This window comes from Winogradskyella sp. (genome assembly GCF_028282165.1).
Taxonomy (GTDB): Bacteria; Bacteroidota; Bacteroidia; order Flavobacteriales; family Flavobacteriaceae; genus Winogradskyella.
Window position 1 is genome coordinate 59530 of record NZ_JANQIM010000009.1, and the last position, 19689, is coordinate 79218.

At 34.6% G+C, this 19689-nt stretch carries 25 protein-coding genes; 10 read left to right on the forward strand and 15 right to left on the reverse strand.

Going from position 1 to position 19689, the window contains the following annotated elements; genetic code table 11:
* Positions 1–159 precede the first annotated feature (159 nt).
* The 5 genes from Q0972_RS04250 (at position 160) to Q0972_RS04270 (ending at position 3881) form a co-directional block, all read left to right on the forward strand.
* Positions 160–906 (forward strand): hypothetical protein, encoded by a 747-nt coding sequence (locus Q0972_RS04250; RefSeq protein WP_299363020.1) that lies wholly within the window; start codon positions 160–162, stop codon positions 904–906.
* Positions 906–1262, forward strand: coding sequence for a DoxX family protein (locus Q0972_RS04255; RefSeq protein ID WP_299363022.1), 357 nt, complete (start codon positions 906–908; stop codon positions 1260–1262). Before Q0972_RS04250 ends, Q0972_RS04255 begins: the two co-directional genes overlap by 1 nt.
* On the forward strand, positions 1262–1936 hold the full coding sequence (rsmI, locus tag Q0972_RS04260) for a 16S rRNA (cytidine(1402)-2'-O)-methyltransferase (protein ID WP_299363025.1): 675 nt from the start codon (positions 1262–1264) through the stop codon (positions 1934–1936). Before Q0972_RS04255 ends, rsmI begins: the two co-directional genes overlap by 1 nt.
* A gap of 50 nt (positions 1937–1986) precedes the next feature.
* The gene (locus tag Q0972_RS04265; protein ID WP_299363027.1) at positions 1987–2550 is read left to right on the forward strand and encodes a uracil-DNA glycosylase family protein; all 564 of its coding nucleotides are present in this window, start codon (positions 1987–1989) and stop codon (positions 2548–2550) included.
* A gap of 206 nt (positions 2551–2756) precedes the next feature.
* Entirely contained in the window at positions 2757–3881 is a 1125-nt protein-coding gene (locus Q0972_RS04270) for a Fic/DOC family N-terminal domain-containing protein (protein ID WP_299363029.1), read from the forward strand.
* Between the two features lie 120 nt (positions 3882–4001).
* Here the strand turns inward: Q0972_RS04270 and Q0972_RS04275 are convergent, their stop codons facing one another.
* Positions 4002–4604, reverse strand: coding sequence for a carboxymuconolactone decarboxylase family protein (locus Q0972_RS04275; protein ID WP_299363031.1), 603 nt, complete (start codon positions 4602–4604; stop codon positions 4002–4004).
* A gap of 65 nt (positions 4605–4669) precedes the next feature.
* Here Q0972_RS04275 and Q0972_RS04280 point away from each other — a divergent pair, with 65 nt between their 5' ends.
* The 3 genes from Q0972_RS04280 to Q0972_RS04290 all read left to right on the forward strand — a co-directional run bounded on the left by Q0972_RS04280 (position 4670) and on the right by Q0972_RS04290 (position 8205).
* The gene (locus Q0972_RS04280) at positions 4670–5107 is read left to right on the forward strand and encodes an OsmC family protein (RefSeq protein WP_299363034.1); all 438 of its coding nucleotides are present in this window, start codon (positions 4670–4672) and stop codon (positions 5105–5107) included.
* A 5-nt stretch (positions 5108–5112) separates the two neighbouring features.
* Positions 5113–6804, forward strand: a complete 1692-nt coding sequence (recJ, locus tag Q0972_RS04285) for a single-stranded-DNA-specific exonuclease RecJ (protein WP_299363036.1) — start codon at positions 5113–5115, stop codon at positions 6802–6804.
* Positions 6805–6933: 129 nt separating this feature from the next.
* Positions 6934–8205 carry an MFS transporter gene (locus Q0972_RS04290; RefSeq protein WP_299363039.1) on the forward strand — a complete coding sequence of 424 codons (1272 nt, stop codon included), beginning with the start codon at positions 6934–6936 and terminating at the stop codon, positions 8203–8205.
* Positions 8206–8284: 79 nt separating this feature from the next.
* Here the strand turns inward: Q0972_RS04290 and Q0972_RS04295 are convergent, their stop codons facing one another.
* From Q0972_RS04295 to Q0972_RS04335, 9 genes are all read right to left on the reverse strand, one after another.
* Positions 8285–10474 (reverse strand): peptidase domain-containing ABC transporter, encoded by a 2190-nt coding sequence (locus Q0972_RS04295; protein WP_299363078.1) that lies wholly within the window; start codon positions 10472–10474, stop codon positions 8285–8287.
* A gap of 16 nt (positions 10475–10490) precedes the next feature.
* Positions 10491–11015 carry a peroxiredoxin gene (locus tag Q0972_RS04300; protein WP_299363042.1) on the reverse strand — a complete coding sequence of 175 codons (525 nt, stop codon included), beginning with the start codon at positions 11013–11015 and terminating at the stop codon, positions 10491–10493.
* A gap of 27 nt (positions 11016–11042) precedes the next feature.
* Complete coding sequence (locus Q0972_RS04305) at positions 11043–11669, reverse strand: hypothetical protein (RefSeq protein WP_299363044.1); 627 nt, start codon at positions 11667–11669, stop codon at positions 11043–11045.
* Positions 11670–11772: 103 nt separating this feature from the next.
* Complete coding sequence (locus Q0972_RS04310) at positions 11773–11946, reverse strand: hypothetical protein (RefSeq protein WP_299363046.1); 174 nt, start codon at positions 11944–11946, stop codon at positions 11773–11775.
* Positions 11947–12137: 191 nt separating this feature from the next.
* Entirely contained in the window at positions 12138–12302 is a 165-nt protein-coding gene (locus Q0972_RS04315) for a hypothetical protein (RefSeq protein ID WP_299363049.1), read from the reverse strand.
* 477 nt (positions 12303–12779) lie between these two features.
* Positions 12780–13319 carry a hypothetical protein gene (locus Q0972_RS04320; protein WP_299363052.1) on the reverse strand — a complete coding sequence of 180 codons (540 nt, stop codon included), beginning with the start codon at positions 13317–13319 and terminating at the stop codon, positions 12780–12782.
* Between the two features lie 773 nt (positions 13320–14092).
* On the reverse strand, positions 14093–14257 hold the full coding sequence (locus Q0972_RS04325) for a hypothetical protein (RefSeq protein ID WP_299363055.1): 165 nt from the start codon (positions 14255–14257) through the stop codon (positions 14093–14095).
* Positions 14258–14293: 36 nt separating this feature from the next.
* A complete protein-coding gene (locus Q0972_RS04330) occupies positions 14294–14452 on the reverse strand; it encodes a bacteriocin (protein ID WP_299363058.1) in 159 nt (52 codons plus the stop codon).
* A 15-nt stretch (positions 14453–14467) separates the two neighbouring features.
* Positions 14468–14611, reverse strand: coding sequence for a hypothetical protein (locus Q0972_RS04335; protein ID WP_299363061.1), 144 nt, complete (start codon positions 14609–14611; stop codon positions 14468–14470).
* Between the two features lie 314 nt (positions 14612–14925).
* Between Q0972_RS04335 and Q0972_RS04340 the strand changes: the two genes are divergently transcribed.
* The gene (locus Q0972_RS04340; protein WP_299363080.1) at positions 14926–15132 is read left to right on the forward strand and encodes a helix-turn-helix domain-containing protein; all 207 of its coding nucleotides are present in this window, start codon (positions 14926–14928) and stop codon (positions 15130–15132) included.
* A gap of 45 nt (positions 15133–15177) precedes the next feature.
* Here the strand turns inward: Q0972_RS04340 and Q0972_RS04345 are convergent, their stop codons facing one another.
* From Q0972_RS04345 to Q0972_RS04365, 5 genes are all read right to left on the reverse strand, one after another.
* The gene (locus Q0972_RS04345) at positions 15178–15948 is read right to left on the reverse strand and encodes a UDP-2,3-diacylglucosamine diphosphatase (RefSeq protein ID WP_299363082.1); all 771 of its coding nucleotides are present in this window, start codon (positions 15946–15948) and stop codon (positions 15178–15180) included.
* 10 nt (positions 15949–15958) lie between these two features.
* A complete protein-coding gene (locus tag Q0972_RS04350) occupies positions 15959–16411 on the reverse strand; it encodes a 6-carboxytetrahydropterin synthase (RefSeq protein WP_299363063.1) in 453 nt (150 codons plus the stop codon).
* A gap of 78 nt (positions 16412–16489) precedes the next feature.
* Positions 16490–16669 carry a hypothetical protein gene (locus Q0972_RS04355; RefSeq protein ID WP_299363084.1) on the reverse strand — a complete coding sequence of 60 codons (180 nt, stop codon included), beginning with the start codon at positions 16667–16669 and terminating at the stop codon, positions 16490–16492.
* A 36-nt stretch (positions 16670–16705) separates the two neighbouring features.
* Positions 16706–18061, reverse strand: coding sequence for an MATE family efflux transporter (locus Q0972_RS04360; RefSeq protein ID WP_299363066.1), 1356 nt, complete (start codon positions 18059–18061; stop codon positions 16706–16708).
* Positions 18040–18540, reverse strand: coding sequence for a GNAT family N-acetyltransferase (locus tag Q0972_RS04365; RefSeq protein ID WP_299363069.1), 501 nt, complete (start codon positions 18538–18540; stop codon positions 18040–18042). Before Q0972_RS04365 ends, Q0972_RS04360 begins: the two co-directional genes overlap by 22 nt.
* 112 nt (positions 18541–18652) lie before the next feature.
* Between Q0972_RS04365 and Q0972_RS04370 the strand changes: the two genes are divergently transcribed.
* The gene (locus Q0972_RS04370) at positions 18653–19450 is read left to right on the forward strand and encodes a universal stress protein (protein WP_299363071.1); all 798 of its coding nucleotides are present in this window, start codon (positions 18653–18655) and stop codon (positions 19448–19450) included.
* The last annotated feature ends 239 nt before the right edge of the window (positions 19451–19689 follow it).

Sequence of the window (19689 nt, forward strand, 5' to 3'; positions counted from 1 at the left end):
CACTAAAACGTAGTAATAATTCGTTTGTATAAAGGTCAATCAAAAATATTAAAAATCAAAAGTAATTAAGATGAAACATCTACTATTTATTTTTAAGAAAGAATAATATGGTTTAAAGATGTTCCTTGTGACTTTACTGAAACAATAAACATAAATCACATGAAAAAGAAGTTAGAATCAGAATTAATCAGCATCGCGCATAGGATTCTAAAACTAAAGGGGAGAGAAGACGTCAATAGAATGCACGAAGAAGTTGCTAAACTTTATGAAAAGTTGACCGTCTTAAAGTTTGCCCAAGAAAATTTTGAGGATGATATGCCAACTATTGGCAATGACTCATCATTTTTTGATATGTTAGATACTGCCTTTAATAATAAAGTGAGCGACAATATAGAAATTGGGAATAAGACTTATATCAATTTAGATGAGGTTGAAGATGATGGTATTATGGAACCTGTGATGGAAAAAATTAAAGATATGGTCGCTCAAATGCCTGAAGAGACACAACAAGTCGATATGATGATCGAAGAGGCAGTAACTAAGGAAAAACCCACAACGATAGAATTCGAGAATATAAGTTCGGATTTTGCGGATTTGCCAGAGTTTGAACCAATCGAAGAAGCCCAAAAGCGTGAGGCTGAACAGACAAAAAAATCTTTAAACGAAAGACTTAAAGGCAATAGTCTTAAAATAGATTTGAATAATAAGCTAGCGTTTATTAAGCATTTGTTTGAAGGGAAAAATGAAGATTATGAACGCGTCATTTCTCAAATCAATACAACAGCCTCTTTTGAAGAAGCTCAAAACTTTATTTACCAATTAGTGAAGCCAGATTATAACAACTGGGAAGGCAAAGAAGACTATGAAGAGCGCTTTATTGAAATCGTTGAGGGTAAATTCCATTAATGCGCATTAAACAAATTATATACTGGGTAAGTTCTGTTGTTTTATGTGGAATTTTCGCTTATTCAGCTTACATGTACTTTGTTAAGACAGAAATGATTAAAGGTTTTTTTGAAAGCTTTAATTACCCAACATATATTGTTATTCCGTTAGCAGTTTTAAAAGTCATTGGCGTAGTCATTATCCTATGGCGACCGAATAAATGGCTAACCGAATGGGCTTATGCTGGTTTTTTCTTTGATTTGGTATTAGCTACAGCGGCACATCATTATGCAGGCCATGGTATTTTTGGTTTTTCACTTTATGGGCTCATTGCTATTTTCCCGTCATATTTCTTAGGAAAATATATTAGAGACTAATGAACAGTAGACTTTATCTCGTACCCACTCCAATAGGAAATTTAAAGGACATCACCTTTAGAGCTATTGAAGTTTTAAATGACGTTGATTTAATTTTAGCCGAAGACACCAGAACTTCTGGAAAGCTCTTAAAACATTTTCAGATTTCAACACCAATGCAAAGCCATCATATGCACAATGAGCATAAAACGGTTGATGCTTTGGTAAAAAAATTAAAATCAGGAATATCAATTGCTGTCATTAGCGATGCTGGGACTCCAGCCATTTCAGATCCTGGATTTTTATTGGTAAGGGCTTGTGTAGAACACAATATTGATGTTGAATGTCTACCAGGTGCTACGGCTTTTGTGCCTGCCTTGGTGAATAGTGGTCTACCTAACGATAAGTTTGTGTTTGAAGGCTTTTTACCCGTAAAAAAAGGACGTCAAACAAGATTGCAGTTACTGGCAGAAGAAACTCGAACCATGATTTTTTACGAAAGTCCACACAAGCTAATAAAAACATTATCAAATTTCTGTGAGTATTTTGGTGAGGATCGACCAGTTTCGGTATCTCGAGAATTAACCAAACTCTATGAAGAAACGATTAGAGGCAGAGCAAAAGAGGTTTTGGATCATTATACCAATAAACCACCAAAAGGAGAAATTGTCATTGTGGTTGGCGGGAAAAAATGAAGCTTCTGTCACACTGAGTGCAGTCGGAGTGTCTCAACACAGACTATTAAATGAAAGAACTACTTCACAATATCAGCCAATGCACCATTTGCAAGGCCCATTTACCCTTGGGACCACGACCAGTAGTTACGGCGCATCCCAACTCAAAAATTGTCATTATTGGGCAAGCACCAGGAACCAAAGTCCATCAATCTGGAATTCCTTGGGACGACCAAAGTGGCAAGAAGCTAAGACAATGGCTTAATGTTACTGACGAACAATTTTACAATACCGAAAACTTTGCCATTATCCCCATGGGTTTTTGTTATCCTGGCAAAGCCAAAACAGGCGATTTACCACCACGACCAGAATGTGCGCCGCAATGGCACGAACTTTTATTTGATAATATGTCACATTTGGAGCTGGTAATTTTAATTGGAGCTTATGCGCAGAATTATTATTTAGATGATAAAAAGAACTTAACGGAACGTGTTGGCGATTACAAAAGTTATTTGCCCATGTATTTTCCCATTCCGCATCCATCACCAACCAATCGCTTTTGGCGTGCCAAAAATCCTTGGTTTGAGGAATTGGTGGTGCCTGAGTTGCATATAATTATAAATAACATTATTTAGTCTATCATTTTTATACAAAAACGATTAGCTAATTTTTTAGATTATTAGAAAATACTATCAAATGCATTTGAATATCATAAATACTAAAAAATGATAATCAAAAAGGTTTGATGTCAATATATTTACGTAAATTTACTTTGTCTATCAAAAAAAACAATTTATTAACATCAAAATAGTTAGGTGTTAATAAGTTAAGATCAAATAAAATGGATTTAAATTTTGAAAAAGCAGTTGACTATCATTATGGTCAATTCCCCCCCTACGAATTAAAATATGATAAATTCATAAATGAATTGATAAGAGCTACAGATGCAATTGCAAGATATGATCAAATGTTAAAAAATATGCATAATAGTGAAATACTTCTAGCTCCTTTAAGAAATCAAGAGGCTGTACTATCTTCTAGAATGGAGGGAACTATAAGTACAATTGACGAGATATTACAATTTGAAGCAGACGTTGAGGGTGTTCCTAATAAAAATTCGAATTTTAGGTCAGATGTTTTTGAAACAATCTTATATCAAAGAGCATTGATTAATGCACAAAAAGCTTTGGAAGATGGATACAAATTTTCTAAAAGTTTAATAAAAACAATGCATCAACAATTATTGTTTTTTGGGAGAGGGGCAACAAAATCACCTGGTAGATTTAAGCACGAACAAAATTATTTAGCAGATAAGCTTAAAAGAAATATTCTATTTGTTCCGATTAGCCCTGAAAAATTAGATGAAGGTATTGAAGCTTTGATGAAATATTTAGATGAAGAGACTGCTCATCCAGTTCTTATTAAGACAGCTTTAATGCACGTTGAATTTGAAGCGTTGCATCCTTTTCAAGATGGTAATGGAAGAATAGGAAGAATACTAATTACACTTTATCTTTGGTCTTCTGGGATAATATCTGCACCGCATTTTTATATCAGTGGATATTTAGAGGAGAATAAGGATTTATATATAGACACAATGAGAAATGTTTCAAAGAATGGCGACTGGGAGAGTTGGTGTGCATTTTTCTTAAATGCTGTAGAGAATCAAGCTATGAGAAATTTAGAAATAGCAGAGAAGATTAAAGATCTTTATGAAGAAATGAAAAGTATATTTTCAGAAGTTCTGTCTTCAAAATATAGCGTAAACGCTTTAGACTATATTTTTACTAATCCAATATTTAGAAACAATAAGTTTACTTCAAATAGTGGAATACCAGCACCTACGGCATCTAGATTTACCAGAACTTTGTTAGAAAATGAATTGATTATTACTAGAGAAGAGTCATCTGGAAGAAGAGCAGCTCTTTATTCTTTTGAGCCATTAATGAGACTAGTTAGAGTATAATTTTATCTTAATATGAAATTATCTAAATAGTCTAACACTCGAGATTCCTGCTGTAGTTTATCTTGAGCGAAGTCGAAGGGCCGGAATGACAAGCTGAGAACCGCAAATGCCTACTGCAAACTAATAAATCGTCCCATCATGCTTACCCTTTTCCCAACCATGTTTACCCAGGTATTGGTCGGCACTTTCAACCGCACCTGTTTCGATATCAGTACCCATAGAATCGTTCCAACGGTTGAGGTAACCAAACAAAGAAATCACACCGAGCATCTCTACGATTTCACCTTCGTCCCAATGCGCATACAACCGTTTTTTAATGTCCGCATCCACGGCATTTGGTACTAAAGAAGCGGCTAAACTAAAATCCAAAGCCGCGCGTTCCGCCTCAGAAAATGCAGGATGTGTTCTGTAGTCCCAAATATTATCAAGCTGCTCTTGTTCCGCTCCGTAACGCTCCGCTGCTCTAATAGCATGGGCTTGGCAATAACGACACCCAGTAGAATTACTACTAACCCAAGCAATCATGCGTTTTAATGCTGAGGTTACGCGACCTTCATTGGCCATAACGGCTTTATTCAAATTAATAAAAGCTTTGCTAATGGCTGGTCTGCGCTGCATGGTGAGTACGGAATTTGGGCAAAATCCAAGGGTTTCGTTAAAGAATTCGGCTAATTCTTTGGTTTCTAAATCGTGTTCTGGAGATAACGGAGTTACTAATGCCATAGTTATTTTTTTAGTGGTATTTTTGAACGTACAAGATAACTGTTCTAAAATTTAAACTAAAGTAAATGGCAGATAAAATCGTAACGCATTGGCAAGGTGGATTAACCTTTGAATCAGACAACCCAAGTGGAAAGACAGTGATTATGGATACGGATATTGAAGGTCAGGATGAGCGCTATGGCCTGTCACCCAAAGCCATGATGTTGTCCTCTTTAGCGGGTTGCTCTGCTTTAGATGTGATTTCCATATTGGAAAAGATGAATGAAGACATCGATGATTTTAAAATTGAAGTGGTTGGTGAACTCACCGATGAGCATCCCAGATATTACCATTCCGTTGAGGTAGAGTACCATTTTTATGGTTCGGATTTAAATAAAAAGAAATGCGAACGCGCTGTGGACCTGTCTGTTGAAAAGTACTGTGGTGTTATGGAAATGTTTAAGCGTTTTGCAGAGATAAAAACCAACATTGTGTATCATATAGGCACCAAGCGTAACATTTAATCTTTATGCGTTGGACACTTAAGCCAAAACCAGAAGCTTCAAAAGTTGAAGCCTTAAAAAAAGCCCTTCAAGTCGAGGATATTGTTGCTACCTTATTGTTGCAGCGTGGCATCGACAGCTATGAAGCGGCTAAAACTTTCTTTAGACCTAGTTTTGATGATTTACACGATCCATTTTTAATGAAAGATATGGACAAAGCCGTATCTAGAATCGAAAAGGCGATAGCCAATGGCGAGAACATCTTGGTGTATGGCGATTATGATGTAGATGGTACTACGGCTGTGGCATTAATGTCATCTTACTTAAAAACAAGAACCGATAATATTGCGACTTATATTCCAGATCGTTATGAAGAAGGTTATGGCATTTCGTATCAAGGCATTGATTTTGCAAGTGACAATGAGTTTTCATTAATCATTGCTTTAGACTGCGGTATTAAAGCCATTGATAAGATTGCCTACGCCAAAGAAAAAGGGATTGATTTTATCATCTGCGATCATCACAGACCAGGAGATGAATTGCCTAATGCAGAAGCTGTTCTAGATCCAAAACGTGAGGATTGCGGTTATCCCTTTAAGGAACTCTGTGGTTGTGGCGTTGGGTTTAAACTTATTACTGCCTTAGCTTCAAAACTAGGACAAAAGGCTGAAGATTTAGTAGAATATCTCGATTTGGTAGCCACTGCTATTGGTGCTGATATTGTACCTATTGTTGGTGAAAATAGAGCATTAGCCTATTTGGGATTACAAGTGATTAATACTCATCCTCGACCTGGTATGAAGGCTATTATTGCTGAGGTCAAAAAAGAAGAAATGACCATTACCGATGTGGTGTTTATTATTGCACCACGCATTAATGCTGCAGGACGAATGAAACATGGCAACCATGCAGTAACGCTTTTAACGGAAACCGATTTTAATCTAGCGGCCGAATATGCCGTGGATATCGATCAGTTTAATTCAGATCGACGGGAAACGGATAAGCAAATTACTGAAGAGGCCTTGCTTCAAATTGAAAACAATAGCGAGCAAGACCGCTTTACGACTGTAGTTTATAATGAGAATTGGCATAAAGGCGTCATCGGTATTGTAGCTTCACGCTTAACAGAAACTTATTACAGACCTACTTTGGTATTCACGAAAAGCGGGGATCAATTGGCGGCTTCAGCACGTTCTGTAAAGGGATTTGATGTCTACAATGCTTTGGAAGCCTGTTCAGAATATATCGAACAGTTTGGGGGTCACAAATATGCAGCTGGTTTAACCTTGTTGCCCAAAAACTACGAAGCGTTTAAGGCAAAGTTCGAATCTGTTGTAAAAGAAACGATTGATCCAAAATTATTGACCCCAGAACTAAAGGTAGATTTAGAAATTAGTTTAAATCAGATTGATAACAAATTAATGCGAATTATTCGCCAATTTGCCCCATTTGGACCAGGAAATATGACTCCAGTGTTTATGACCCAAGGTGTTACAGATACTGGTTGGGGAAAATGTGTTGGTGAAGAGGATAAGCACCTTCGCTTTACAGCAACACAATCTTTTGCAGATAAAGTTGTAGCCATTGGTTTTGGTTTAGGAAATGAAATAGATATTATTAAGAAACGGAACCCCTTTGATATCGCTTATACTATTGATGAAAATCATTGGAACGGTACCGTGAGTTTACAATTGAAATTAAAGGATATAAAACCTTAAGAAGCTAAAATAATAGCTTCTTTTATGTTACAATTTAACAAAAAACTAAAATAAGGGCAGCACTTGTTTTACATTTGTAATTAAAACTAAAATAGGGATAGCCCTTTCTGTTTTTATAACCAATCATAATTGCAAAAAAACGATCCATACGCAGCGCTACGATTTAAGGAATTCAATATTTTTCTTTTATTGCGATTCGCTCTTGTTTTTGGCTGGTCAATGCAATTTGTAGTGATCGAATGGCAAGTCTATGCGTTAACAGAAAATCCATTATCACTAGGTATTATAGGGCTATGTGAGTTTTTACCAGCTTTTTTCCTAGCGCCTTTTGCAGGGCATATCGTGGACAAAAAAGAAAAGCGAAATTTATTCACGCTTTGTATTGCCTTATTTTCTTTGATCAGTTTTGGGTTGTTTTGGCTAACTTCTGAAACCACTGAATCAACTTGGGAAACCAATACCATCTTATTTGGTATTTATGGCTTAGTGTTTTTTGGTGGTGTACTAAGGGCATTTTTTGGCCCAACTATTTTTTCATTGATCGCTTTGCTAGTTCCGAAGGCTATATATCCAAACGCTGCAACTTGGAGTAGTAGTACATGGAAAGGCGCAAGTGTTTTTGGTGCGTTGTGCGGTGGATTTTTAATTGCTTGGATAGGTGTGCATTACACCTTAGGATTTATATTTTTATTGGTTATGATTGCCTTAGCGTTGGTTTTACAAATTGAAAAAAAGCCAATTTTGAATAAAGCTACTAACGAATCCATAAAAGAAAGTTTAAAGTCGGGCATTAAGTTTGTATTTAATGATAAAGTGATTTTAGGTGCTCTTACACTAGATATGATCGCTGTTCTATTTGGTGGAGCCGTAGCCATTTTTGCGGTATTTGCAAAAGATATTCTAGATGCCGGGCCAAAGGGATTTGGCATTTTAAATGCGGCATTGTCTTCAGGAAGTATTATTACGATGCTTGCGACGACTTATATTCCCATCACGAAGAACACAGGTAAAAAATTGCTCGTTTCTGTGTTTGGGTTTGGAGTCTGTATGATTATTTTTGGCGCTTCAAAATTAATGTGGCTCAGTGTTATAGCATTATTTTGTTCTGGTGTGTTTGATGGTATCTCGATGGTGGTACGTCAAACCATTTTACAATTGAAGACACCAGACGAAATGCGAGGACGTGTAGGTGCCGTAAACTCTATGTTTGTTGGGTCTTCCAACGAGCTTGGCGCACTTGAAAGCGGCATTGCGGCAAAAATATTTGGTGCACCCTTAGCAGTGGTGTTAGGTGGTACCGTAACCCTTTTAACGGTTGTGGTAATGAGTCTTAGGAATAAACCATTACGCGAACTTGATTTACAAAAAGACATTGAGGATCATTATGTTAAAGGATACTAAACCAAGTTTTGTTTTTTCCAAAGATTGTAATAGTGTCCTTTTTACTATTCAAATTTTTTTAATTAAAGTTTTATTTAGGTTATTTCATTAAGCTTGGTCTCTTCAACTCCGACCAAAATTCGCTGTAGAAATTATTGGTTTTCATTAATTCTTCATGTGTTCCATTTACTGTGGTATTACCATTTTCTAGAATATAAATTCTATCGGTAATATGTTTTAGAGAATTTAATCGATGTGAAATGAAAACAATCGTCATTTCCTTTTTTAGATTGTTTAAAAGTTGTAGCACAAACTGTTCTGTTTTTCTATCCATTGCAGAAGTAGACTCATCTAATATGAGAAGTTGAGGTTTTTTATATAACACTCGCATTAAGGCTAAAACCTGTTTTTGTCCACCAGATAAATTAATACCTTTCTCACCTAAAATTGTTGCATAACCTTGAGGCAAACTCTTTATAAATCCTTCAAAACCATATTGCTTGGTAAAAGCCTGAATATTCTCAATTGAATCTTCTTTTCCTAATAGAATATTGGATATCACATTACCACTAAAAATTGTAATCTCTTGAGGGATTACCCCAATAATTTTCCGCCAGTCGGATGTTTTTATATCAGTTATACTATTTGAATTATTTATGATGATATTTCCATTTTCAAAAGAATAAAACTTTTGAAGTATTTGCCCAAGAGTACTTTTTCCACTTCCGCTCTCACCAACAATGGCAATGCATTCATTCTTAGAAACGGATAAGTTCATATCAGAAAATAATTGTTGTCGCCCTGCAAAACGGAATCCTAAGTTTTTAAGCTCTAAGCGCTCAAAGTCTTTCAAAGCAACTGAACCTTTTGATTCTTTTTCAATAGATGCAAATTCGTACATTCTGTTAAAAGCGACTTTTGCTTCATTAATAGGAATTGTGATTAAAGCCAAACTTGCTACAGACGGTAATAATGAACCTGCTATGCCCAAAATAGCCATTAGTTCACCTAATTGTATGGATGCATTATACACTTGTATGGAGGAATACACTAAGGTACCTATTAAAAAAACCACACTGAATACCCCAGAAAACACAGAGAGACGTACATTTATTTTCCCTAGATTAAAGTTTTTCTCTTGGAAATTTCCATAAATAAGTTGGTTTATATTCTGAAATATGGATTGCCTGTTATTATTCTTTATAGTTGCAATCCCTTGCATTGAGGTAATGTAATTACTTTCGCTAAAGGCATAGCCTTGCATAACTTCTTTTTGAGCGTTGATGATTCGCTTATTAAAACTGTATATTAGCAAGAAATAGATGGGTAGACTTACAAATGCAATGATTCCTGTTTGCCATGAATAGTAAAACAAAAAACCTAAGGAGCTTAAAGTAACCAAAGCATTAATGGCTACATTTCCAATAACATTGCTAATGACACGTTGTACACGTTGGGTATCATTTAGCCTTGCAACTAACTCACCTATTTTACGTGTATCAAAAAAGGGTTTGGGTAAGTGTAAAAGTGAGGTATAAAAGCTATCAATAATACGGTTGTTGAAGTCTTTGGTCTGGCGGATCAAAAAATAATCCCGCAAGGCCGTAAATAAAACCCTAATTAAGAGTAAAAATGCTACTAACGCAATCCCAGTTATAAGCTTTTTAAAATCTTTTGAGGGTAAGATATCGTCGATGAGCTTTTGAGAAAATATGGCCATGGCCATACCCAAAACGGCCATACCCAAACCTAGTAAAAAACTAAAACCTATTAGTCTGTAATCTTCTTTTAATAGCTTAATAAACCATTGCTTTTTTTCATTGGCCTTAGTTTTGGCTTTTACAAAATTTGCATTAGGTTCTAATGTTAAGCAGGTTTTAGAGATCCAGATAGCATCCAATTCTTCTTTGGTATAGTTGGCAATCCCTTTAGCTGGATCTCCGATAGTAAATGTCTCGTTTTTATAACCATAACAAACTACATAATGCTGTAATCGGTATTCTATAACAACGTGGAGAATTAAAGGGTCACCATGATCTATCAGTGCTTGCATATCTGCCTCATTACCATGAGCCGTAAAACCCAATTTGTTTGCCGCTTGGTATAACCCTAATAATGTAGTGCCTTGCTTATTCGTGCCACTTAATTCTCGTAATTTTTCTATGGAACAGGTGCCGTTATAATACTGTATTAAAGATAACAAACAGGCAACGCCACAATCACTTTGGTCGTGCTGACGAATAAAGGTTTTTTCTAGATGTTTTTGATGTAAATTAGAATCTTTATACATCGCCACTTTACATTTTTTATAATTTTTGATGCAATAGCTTTAAAATGCCTTTGGCATTGAGTTGCCCTTTATGGCGTTTTATTAATTTTCCTTTCTCATTATACACTAACAGGTAAGGAATAGTGTTAGCATCAAATCTATCAGTAAACTTATGAGTGTTATCATGTAAGAATGTTATGTTTTGTTGATTGTACAATTTATAGTCTACAGCAAACGTTTTAATGCTGTGCTTTGGTTCTTCAGATATAAAGAGCAGTTGAACGTTTTTAAAATCTTCTAAATGTTCGACGATACTTTTGGCTTCATGTTGGCAAAAGTCGCAGGTGCTATTAAAATAAATTAAGAGGGTAGGCATATTAGCCTTTAGACTGTCCTTTGTAAATATATCATCTTCCAAAGATTGAAACTCAAAATCCGGGATGGTTTCTAAACGTTCAGCAGAATCTATTTTCTTTTGTATATTATGACCCACCTTAAAACCAAGGTAGACAAAAGTAGCAACCACAATGACTATAATGCCAATTCTTAAATAGGTTTTCATCTGTTATAGAAGTTGTTGTTAGCTGGACTAGCTCATATTTAAGGTAAAAAACATCACGCCAACAACCCAAATAAGTAGACCAACGCCATAGCTACTCGCTACAATAGATAGGCCTTTGTCCGTAGTTTTATTTAAGGCTTTGCCTAACAAATAGCCCAATATCAACCAATAGGCCAACTCAAATAAATTAAAGGTTTGTAGTGGATATATCCACCAAGCATCTATACCTTCATAGCCCACCATACTTAATGCGGATAAGGGGTAAAAGTATTGCAAGTCCTCTAGGGTGTAATTGTCTTTAAAGAAATAAAACCAAAGCGTTTTACATACAATAACTAATAAAAACACAAACTCGGCTTTGGTGACCATGCCAAAAATCTTCCTGTATTTTAGTTTAAGATTAAAAAGAAAACAGCCCAAATCAATGATAGCCGAAATAATAACTATCTTTAATAACAAGAGTAACGGTATTATGGCGTAGCCTAGCCATTCCCATTTTTTTTGAATCTCAAATAGTTCTTCTATTTGTTGCGCTGTAAGCTGTTCTGCTAATGAGTTGACAAATAATGCTTCAGTATTTAATAAATTCTTTGAAATGACTCCAAAGCAGAGTGTTATAACTGTTAATAAGAGAAAACTAACTGTATTGTTCACCTTTAAAATTGGGATTTTAATTAATCTAAAATATCAATAAAGCCAAGAAGTGATAACTGATATTACTTCTTGGCTTGTTTAGAATTGGTAGATTAAGGAGTTTTTACCAACATCTATCGGCTCCATGGGCCAAAGATGCTATCCCTAATGCCCAACCTACTGGCCCTCCTACGAGGAATAGCCCTACACTCACACCGCCTAAAAGCATGCATTCTAAGTTACTTGGGTCACTTCCACCAGTAATTTCGTTCAAATTATTTATTTCTATTTTTTTCATCTTTAATAATTTTAATATAAACACCACAATTAATTGTAAATAAGGGAATTAAGAATACGTCCAATATTGTTTTTATTCTTAAAAACTCATAATTAACCAAGATTATCATCAATAACAATAATACAGAGTTAATCAAGGTAATAGTTTTAATTTTCAGCATTTAATTTGGTGTTTTTTAGTTAATAATAAGTTTAAACTTCGAAACAATGACTACTTGTTGCAGCAATAGCAATAGTTGCAGGCCATAATCCAAAAAGAAGAGAAACTCCAATTCCTACTCCTCGTAAAAAACAGTTTCTTGTTTCACTATCACCAGCAAGAAAGGATTCCATTTCATTTAATTCTAATTTTTTCATAAATAATAAATATTAATATTTCACCTACTCTATGAGCTTTTCGGTTACCGCTATAAATTTTAGATGTAGGCAATTAATAAAAAAATTTCTATATATAGAAATTTTTAAGAATATTTTACTGTTCTTTTTGCTCGTAGATTTTCTAGGTTGTGAAGTCGGTTTGGATAGAGGTGCAAGTTTTTAAGAAAAGAAGTTCTTAATGATACCCCAATTTTTGATAACAACGTATTTAGCAAAAAGGAATCCTAAAAGAAACATTAAAAATTTTCTTTTTAATTCTGATTTTTTATTAAAACTCAGTTTTTCCATTGTTACATTTTTTGATTATCTAATTATGAATGCCAACCCAAAAAATATGGCGTTATGGAGTATGTGTATGCCTAAACCTATTAAAAAGTTGTTTTTCAATCTTATATAACTAAGGTATATTCCCAATACCGTTTGTATTGAAACTAAAAAAGGAATAAACAAATAATGTCAAGATAGAAAATAATTAAAGTTAAAGGCATGTAAAAGCCCAAAGCATATAATATTATAATAGACAAAAGTGTTTTTATTTTGTGCAAAAAACAATAACATCTTTTCATTCAATATCATATAGCTCGTTACAGATGCCATAACCATCAATAATATCTTAAAATGCAATGGTAAACTGATTACACCTAAAATTGTTAAAAATATAATTAGTTGTATGCCAATACTAATGGACACATTTCTTCTGTTGATTTTTAGCCCAAGTCTATATGCGAGTTCCTCAAGGATCGGAGCAATTAAAATGACTATTGCCCACCTGCTTACAAAAGGGTTTGTTACTATGTTTCTATTATTAAATACCTGTTTATAATCGTCAGAAATTTGAAATAGAATAGAATTAAGTAACCCATAAGCCACACATGCACAGAAATCAAAAATCAAAAATTGAATAAAAAGATTTTTGAATTTTATTTTCTTGTTTGGCTCAATCTTTTTTGGATTGTTTAGAAAAAGATATAGTTCTTGTACAGTGTAGGATAACATTCTTAAAACCATTATAAACCCTATTATGTTATATTATAATCACTAAGGTGTTATTGAAAATATGTAGTAAGCATGAAAAAATAAATCCATGTCTGATTCTTATAAAACTATAAACTGAAGCACTAACCAATTGAGGAAAAATTATTAAGGGAATCCATAAATAATCTAGATTAGATAACTTATAGTTTCCTATATGAAGTAGGGCAAAAACTATAATTGAGCCGTACAAAATCCATTTAAAGCACTTTTTCCAAAGATATTCAAAGATAGATTTAGATTTCCTTGTTATCAAAAACAGAATAAAACCAATTGATAGTGAAATCAATATGCGATAAAAAAAGGTATTTTCTAAAGAAAAAAAAGACACCTTAAAGTACAATTTTGTTATTAGTCCATACGATAATAGTAAGCTAGAAAGCAAAACAAAGTATGGGTTAAACTTTAGAGGTAATCTAAAGACTATCTCTTCAGATACAGGCATTATTAAACCGCCTATCAACAATAATTTTAATAACGACCAACTTCCTTTTAATACATTAATGCCGACATTTTCAATATTAGTTAAGGTATTTATTATCAGTACAGCAACAAACGATAAAGCCAGTTTTAATAGAAATAATAAAACTATTTCACTAAGCACTAGTTTAAGAGGTAATTTATTGCTTTCAGAATTACTTGGCCTAACTAAAAAATTAAAAAACGCATTATAAGTATCCATAAAAAATAGCTGTGCAACTTTAATCGCACAGCCTCAATTGAATTGTAAAAACTACTTATTCACCAAAGGGTAATAAATCAGCAGCCCAAGAAATAATATTACCAATTGTCTCAATACCAGATCTTATATGAGATCCTATTGCATGACCCAAGTTATAACTTTCTTCCGTACCACCATTAATTTCTAATAATTCTTTTTGATTTAAGTCTTCTAAATTCATTTTAATTGACTTTAAGTTATACAGTTTTCTAAATTTTTAATGAGCTTCAACACCCATTAAACCATCCCATAATCCATGAGCCGCATCTAGTAGTGTACCAGCAGCATATCCAGATGCAAATCCAACGGCGAATATGGTTTCAAAGAAATCACCCCCATTGATTTGTGTTAGTTCTAAATTTGATAATTCTTTCATTTTCTTTATTTTTAATTATACTTCTCTACTACCTTCTTTAAATCCTGCTATCCATCCTTGACCATAAACATAGATTTGCGTTGGAATTGCTAAAGTAACGCCTAGAATATCATCCCAAAAACCTCCACCATCAACACCAACTAATTCTGATTTGTTCATTTCCTGGACACCTAAAATTTTCTAAATTCATAAATATTAAATATTAATATTTCACCTACTCTATAAGCTTTTCGGTTGCCACTATAAGTTTTAAATGGAAGCAATCAACAAAAAAATTTCTATATATGGGAATTTTTTTATTAATGGTACACTTTATAGATGTTTTTTGTGGTTGATAGGTGTTTTTAAAGTACTTCTTCTATTTAGATTTATTTTTATAGAGCTATTAATCAAACTTATCTTTAGCATTGCTCAATCTAACACCGAAAGAAAAAAAGCAAAAAGCAGCTCTACAGCTTCTATTAGGCGAACATTTGCGGCATATGCGTATACAGAAGAATTTAAAGCAAAAATTTGTTGCGGATAGATGTGGGTTTACGCATAGTGGCTATAACCTTATGGAAAAAGGGCAGCGTAATGTAACACTATTTTCTTTGTATAAAATTGCCAAGGCCCTAGATGAGCCTATTGAGCATCTTTTTAAATTTTCAGGTATTGAAGAATTGGATAAAATTAGATAAACATCATTTTACCGCATTCTCTTATACAAAACAAGTAATGTGCTTTTAATACGTTTTAAGCTCAAATTGATCCCCATCGAAAACGCCATAGGTGTAGTAGGATATCCAATCGCCAAGGTTAAAATATTTTGAGGTTTCACTAAGTGCAATCTCTAGGGGTAAATGCCGATGCCCAAAAACAAAAAAATCGCGATGTTTTTCTTGAAGCTTGCGTTTGCTGTAAATGGCTAGCCATTCGTTGTCTTCACCTAAGAATTTGGCATCATCATCACCAGAAATCAGTTTATTCTTGACTGACAAATACTGCGCAATTTTTACACCGATATCTGGATGCAACCAACGGAACAACCATTTAAATAAGGGATTGGTAAAGACTTTTTTCATGCGTTTATAACCTTTATCTCCTGGTCCTAAACCATCACCATGACCAATAAAAAAAGTACTTCGATTGTGATCAGTAGTCGATTCAAAAGTAAATTCTTGCGGTTTGTGATATACAGGAATCCCTAATTCCTCTTCAAAATAGCCGCTCATCCATAAATCGTGGTTCCCCACAAAATAATAGATTGGGATACCAGAATCGCCGATTTCGGCTAATTTTCCTAATGTTCTAGTAAAACCTTTGGGGACAACGGTTTTATATTCAAACCAAAAATCGAATAAATCACCAATAAGAAAGATGGCAGCAGCATCGTGTCTTATCTCATCTAACCAAGCGACAAACCTTTTCTCACGAGGTCTTGAAGCTTCCATGGTTGGTGCCCCAAGATGATTATCCGAGGCAAAGTAAATCTTCTTGCCTGATGGTATTTCTATGTGGTAATTATTACTCATTGTCACTAGCATACCACTCGGCAAAACTGGTAGCCGTTTCTCGAAGTTTTAAGGAATGTAATTTTATGTTGTCTGGCAAGCGCCGTTTTATTTTTTCAGCAAAATCAATGATCATCATTTCTGTTGTCGGTTGATAATCTACTAAAATGATATCGTGACCGCGGCTTTTTAAATCATTCGCTAATTCTAAATGCGGTGTATTTTTATTGAAAATCATAGTGTGGTCAAAGACATCTACGATTTCGTCTTTCACAATTTTTTTTAAATCCCCAAAATCGATGACCATACCATACTTCACGTTGGTATTGTCATCAATCGGAGTACCGATGACAGTTACGTATAAATGATAACTGTGGCCGTGTAAATTTTTGCACTTGCCGTCGTAACCGTAAAGTGCATGGCCAGCTTCAAAAGAAAATTGTTTTGTAATTCGTATGTTACTCATTAACGTCTTCTGTTTCTATTATAAAAGTAGATGATAATCAGCACAATTGCTAAAATTAGAAAGAGTCCGTTTCCCACTTTATTCGTCTTTTACTCTGTTTTTATTATATCTGTAAATCGCATAGGCTATAAAGACCAATACCACAAAGGGTAGTAAATTCCCAATAAAAATGCCAATAGCATAACTATCATCGGGTGCTTCCTTTAGTTTTTGGTCTATATCAACCTCTTGTAATAAATATATAAATGCTCTAATCAATGCCTATACCAATAAATACTGATTTATCGGCCAAATTTACGTGTTTTGTGCAAGGGATTTAAATGTTTTTCTGAATTTTATGATTAATGGCAGTCCGCGAGCAACGATCCAAAGGGTGAATGCCGTAAATATACCATACAATTTGTAGTCCATAAGATCAGTCCAAAACACCACTGGAATAAAGACCAGCAGTGTTGAAAACAATAGGACATTTCTAAGGTATTGCATCATCCCCAAGCCCTTAAAAACACCATCAAAAATAAAAGCTAGAGCGCATAAAGGCTGCATGGCTAGAATCATCCAAAAGATATTGTAAAACTCATTCAAAACTTCTTTATCGTCTGTAAATATTTGGCCTATGGGATGATATAGTAGTGCGCCAATACTACCAATGATGAGCCCTACAACAACACCGTACCTTATGAGCTTATTACTCAATGCAATAAGACTTTTATAATTCCTAGCTCCAAAAAGCTTACCAGATAAGATATTACCAGCACTTGCATAACCATCTATAAGAAAGGCCCCCAAAAACCAAAGGTTAATGGCAATAGTGTATGCAGCAATATAAGTAGTGCCGTACTTAGTGGCATAACTCGTGCCGAAATATAAAGCGACATTAAGAGCTATCGTTCTTATAAATAAATTGACGATCATTAATATGAAGCGCTTTATTTCTGGATTAAACGGAAATCTAACCAACAAAGGAATATCTGTTTTTTTAAGGATGTAGTATACCGAAAGCGAAGCCATAATAATTTGCGCAATGACACTCGCATAGGCCGCACCTTTAATATGCATGGCAGGAACAAATCCTTCTATGCCATAAACCAGAACAATATCGAGAATGATATTAGCTACAGCACCTGTAATAGCAATAAGCATCGGGTGATAGGTGTTTTGAAGTCCTCTAAAGGTCCCAAAAACGGCTATAGTAAACAATGTGAATGGAAACCCAAAAACACGGATTTGGTAATAATCTATACTGTATTTAAGGATTAAATCCGAAGCATTATAGAGTTTAAAAATTTGAGCCGCAAAAGGATAAGTGGCTAAAATGATTAAAACACTTAGAGACGTAATAATAAACATCGCTTGAGCCGGAAGATTTTTTACCTCACTTAATTTATCAGCTCCCAAATATTGAGATACAATGGAAGAAATGGCACTACGTGTTTGCCCTAGGACCCAAATAAGCATGGATAAAAATGTGGTAACAATACCAACGGCTGCTAAGGATTCTGTAGCATCATAGTCCATATTACCAATGATGGCCGCATCGGTTAAGGACAAAATAGGCTCAGATATGCCAGAAATTAAAGCTGGAATAGCGAGTCTGTTGATATGTTTTAAAGAAATACTTGTTGTACTCAAAGCACTAGTTCGTAACAATGAAAAGGGTATTTACTCTGTTTGGGAAAGTAAATATCCCCTAATCGTTTATAGCCGCGAAGTTCGTAAAACTTTTGGTTTCTTTTGTTCTGTGAGAAGGTGTCTAATCGTATAGAACTATAGCTATTATCTATGGCGAATTGCTCTGCAAAATCCATAAGTTGCTGCGCATAACCTTTACCTTGTAGCTTTGGGTGAATTGCTAAACGATGAATGTAAATATTGTTTTCGCTTTTAGTTAACCAATCAATTGGGTAATATTCTTCATCCATAAATGTGGAAATCACAATAGTGCCTTTTAATTGTCCATCTACCTCCAAAATATAGAGTTCGTTTCGGCTAACATCATTTTGAAAAGCGGATGCATTAGGATAATGCTCGTTCCATTGATAGATGCCTTTAGCAATCATGGCTTTAGCACAGGCCTTGGTTAAACTCATGATGGATTCTATATCTTCTGAATTACCTTTACGTATCATTTATAATATGTACTTTTGCCCCAAAGCCCATAATGGGTCTTTGGCAGATACTATTTCTGTTATTTTAAAGCATTGTTCGCATAACAATTTACTTTAATAATAAATTTAAATTATGAAAACGATTTTAGTTCCTGTTGGATCCTCCAAAAACGCTCAGTCGCATTTACAATATGCAGTTGATTTTGCAAAAGCTTTTGGCGCAAAACTTTATGTCATTCAAATATATAATGTTTACACCAAAGCAGGAACCATGATTAAAGTCGACCACATTCTCGAGCGTGAGTCTATGGCATTCCTAGAATCTCATGTAGCCTCTATAGATACTAAAAGTGTTGAGGTGATTACCAAAACCTTTAAAGGTAAATTAATTGACACTATAGAGAGAGTTTGCGAAGCTTTAGGTGTAGATTTAATCATTTTAGAACCCAGAACTAATTCCATTAAGGATGAAGTGTACTTAGGAAAAACATCAGGTAGGATTGTAAAGCGTACGCAAATCCCAGCTTTAATTGTTCCCGAAGGCTATGTCTATAAGCCTATTGTAAAAATGCTCTTGGCTGTAAAGTCGGCCATTATAAGAAAAGAAGGTGTCTTGGAACCCTTGCAAAGTATTAAAAATCAATTTAAGGCGGTTCTTAATATTCTATTGGTAAAAACACCTTATCATAATCCTGGTGACTTTGAACTGAATGAAGAGCTAGAAGGTATGATTACCAATACCACGAAGGCCGATAGCCCAACGACTTTTCAAGCCGTGTTAGAGCACTACAAGAATCATAGTCCTGATCTATTGTGTGTGGTAAGGCGCCATCGCGGATTTTTCTCTAAGCTTTGGGAAGACGATATCATTTTAAAGAAAGATTTTCATAGCTCGAGTATCCCTGTTTTGGTGTTGAGTGGGCTTAAATAATTTAAATTAAACCAGAATTACTTTTGTTGGCATGTAGAATTTGTAATAATAAAGTTTATTTTTGCTAGCACTAAGATTTTGGGGCATTAGCCCGCCTGAACGAATTCATTCGGGCAGGCTCAGTGGCTAGAGCATTTACGGACATTTTGGAATAAAGGAATGTTTTCTGTTTATATAATTTATAGTGTTAAATTTAACAGGCACTATGTAGGAATGACATCGAATTTGGAAAATCGCTT

Coding starts and splice junctions, on each gene's coding strand:
- Q0972_RS04330 (WP_299363058.1), bottom strand. CDS start 14,452: ATGAAAGAATTATCAAATTTAGAACTAACACAAATCAATGGGGGTGAT.
- Q0972_RS04315 (WP_299363049.1), bottom strand. CDS start 12,302: ATGAAAAAATTAGAATTAAATGAAATGGAATCCTTTCTTGCTGGTGAT.
- Q0972_RS04265 (WP_299363027.1), top strand. CDS start 1,987: ATGAAAGAACTACTTCACAATATCAGCCAATGCACCATTTGCAAGGCC.
- Q0972_RS04255 (WP_299363022.1), top strand. CDS start 906: ATGCGCATTAAACAAATTATATACTGGGTAAGTTCTGTTGTTTTATGT.
- Q0972_RS04320 (WP_299363052.1), bottom strand. CDS start 13,319: ATGTTATCCTACACTGTACAAGAACTATATCTTTTTCTAAACAATCCA.
- Q0972_RS04275 (WP_299363031.1), bottom strand. CDS start 4,604: ATGGCATTAGTAACTCCGTTATCTCCAGAACACGATTTAGAAACCAAA.
- recJ (WP_299363036.1), top strand. CDS start 5,113: ATGCGTTGGACACTTAAGCCAAAACCAGAAGCTTCAAAAGTTGAAGCC.
- Q0972_RS04270 (WP_299363029.1), top strand. CDS start 2,757: ATGGATTTAAATTTTGAAAAAGCAGTTGACTATCATTATGGTCAATTC.
- Q0972_RS04310 (WP_299363046.1), bottom strand. CDS start 11,946: ATGAAAAAAATAGAAATAAATAATTTGAACGAAATTACTGGTGGAAGT.
- Q0972_RS04350 (WP_299363063.1), bottom strand. CDS start 16,411: ATGAGTAACATACGAATTACAAAACAATTTTCTTTTGAAGCTGGCCAT.
- Q0972_RS04365 (WP_299363069.1), bottom strand. CDS start 18,540: ATGATACGTAAAGGTAATTCAGAAGATATAGAATCCATCATGAGTTTA.
- Q0972_RS04325 (WP_299363055.1), bottom strand. CDS start 14,257: ATGAATTTAGAAGACTTAAATCAAAAAGAATTATTAGAAATTAATGGT.
- Q0972_RS04280 (WP_299363034.1), top strand. CDS start 4,670: ATGGCAGATAAAATCGTAACGCATTGGCAAGGTGGATTAACCTTTGAA.
- Q0972_RS04300 (WP_299363042.1), bottom strand. CDS start 11,015: ATGAAAACCTATTTAAGAATTGGCATTATAGTCATTGTGGTTGCTACT.
- Q0972_RS04250 (WP_299363020.1), top strand. CDS start 160: ATGAAAAAGAAGTTAGAATCAGAATTAATCAGCATCGCGCATAGGATT.
- Q0972_RS04335 (WP_299363061.1), bottom strand. CDS start 14,611: ATGAACAAATCAGAATTAGTTGGTGTTGATGGTGGAGGTTTTTGGGAT.
- Q0972_RS04295 (WP_299363078.1), bottom strand. CDS start 10,474: ATGTATAAAGATTCTAATTTACATCAAAAACATCTAGAAAAAACCTTT.
- Q0972_RS04370 (WP_299363071.1), top strand. CDS start 18,653: ATGAAAACGATTTTAGTTCCTGTTGGATCCTCCAAAAACGCTCAGTCG.
- rsmI (WP_299363025.1), top strand. CDS start 1,262: ATGAACAGTAGACTTTATCTCGTACCCACTCCAATAGGAAATTTAAAG.